General features: G+C 42.0%; 3 pseudogenes. All 3 read left to right on the forward strand.

Annotated elements, in window-relative coordinates:
* Positions 1-498 (forward strand): annotated as a pseudogene (locus V7Z60_RS09305) (hypothetical protein); the annotation flags it as partial.
* Between the two features lie 74 nt (positions 499-572).
* A pseudogene (locus V7Z60_RS10280) lies at positions 573-944 on the forward strand (adenylyltransferase/cytidyltransferase family protein); the annotation flags it as partial.
* A 201-nt stretch (positions 945-1,145) separates the two neighbouring features.
* Positions 1,146-1,802 (forward strand): annotated as a pseudogene (locus V7Z60_RS10285) (glycerol-3-phosphate cytidylyltransferase); the annotation flags it as partial.

Genomic DNA, 1,802 nt, shown 5'->3' on the forward strand with positions numbered 1-1,802 from the left:
GTAAAGGAAACTTTGGAAATATTTAGTCACCGGAAGAACCGTGCTTTTGTTATCTGGCGACCACATCCCTTACTGAGGCAGACTCTTCAGTCAATGTTGCCGCATCTTCTGGATGAGTACGATGAAATCATGCGTGCGTTTATGGATGATGATTATGGTGTCCTGGATACTAATGCAAGTATGAATTATGCCATTTTCTGGTCGGATGCATACTATGGCTTTAGAAGTTCAAGCTTAACTGAATTGTACAGATATACTGGAAAGATTGTCTTGAAGGATTCTCCGAAGATTGTACGAGTTGAATCAAATATGTACGGAAATGCATTGCTGGCAAAATTACAGGAGACAAATGTTGTTAATGAGCCCGATGTTTCTCTTGAGAATATGATAGATGTTATTTATGATAATGGAAAATTGAAGAACGGGAGCTGTGTCAAAGCGGCAAATAGCGGGAAGAGGATTAACGATTATATGTTAAATGAAATTTCACTTTGTTAGTGAAATTTCCATATTGTGTGATTTTATTTTTAATGACTGTTAATCATGCCTTTTGAAAAGGAAGGAGCATCATTTTGAAAAAGGTAATTACATATGGAACTTTTGACATGCTCCATCAAGGGCATTTGAACATCTTGAAACGTGCCAAGGCACTTGGCGATTATCTCATTGTCGGGGTTACAAGCGATGACTTTGATTCCAGAAGAGGAAAAATCAATGTTCAGCAATCCATGATGGAGCGCGTTGAAGGAGTCAAGGAAACGGGACTTGCTGACCAGATCATCATCGAAGAATATGAAGGACAGAAGATTGACGATATCAACAGATTGGGAGTTGACGTTTTTGCAATCGGATCGGACTGGAAGGGGAAATTTGACTACCTGTCAGAATTCTGCCAGGTTGTGTATCTTGAGCGTACTAGGGGAATATCAAGCACGCAGATCAGGACGCAGCATAATCACCTTAATCTGGGACTTGTAGGCAACGCAAAACGTCTGTGGAAGGTCGCCAACGAGGCTGTTGCCATCAATGGGATTGACATTGTCGGTGCGAGCGGTGCCGGACATGACGAACGGCTTGAGGAACTGCCCGATTATTCATTTGAAGAGCTGATTGACAAATCTGATGCAGTCTTCATTGAATCTGACGTGAAGGACAGGTATGAACAGATTGACTATGCCTTAAGTCACGGCAGACATGTCTTGTGTGACCTGCCGATGGCAATCGGTGCAAAACGACAGCATAAACTCCTTGAAACAGCCAAAAGTAATGACTGTATCTTAATGTCGGGCATAAAAACGGCATATTCCACTGCGTATTATCGGCTGCTGTTAATGGTGAAAAGCGGCGAGATTGGGAATGTTGTTTCTGTTGAAACAACATGCACAAGTTTGAGTGAAGTTTCAAAAATTTCAAAGTACATTGAAAATAATGTCTGGAGTTCCATGGATGCCTGGGGTGCGACGGCTCTGTTACCGGTTTTCCAGATTCTTGGGACTGACTATGTTGACAAGAGAATAATCACCAGAAAAACTGACGGTTACTTTGACCTTTTCACCAGGATGGACTTTGTTTACAGTGATGCTGTTGCAACGGCAAAGGTAGGAAAAGGCGTAAAGTCCGAAGGAGAGATGATAATCTCCGGTACCAGAGGTTATGTATACGTTCCGTCTCCTTGGTGGAAGACGGACTATTTTGAGATAAGATACGAGGACCAGAACAGAAACAAGAGATTCTTCTATGAACTTGAAGGCGAAGGTTTCAAGTATGAACTGGTTAATTTCCAACGGGCGATAAATCATGGC

It is taken from the genome of Ligilactobacillus sp., from assembly GCF_036846325.1.
Taxonomy (GTDB): Bacteria; Bacillota; Bacilli; order Lactobacillales; family Lactobacillaceae; genus Ligilactobacillus.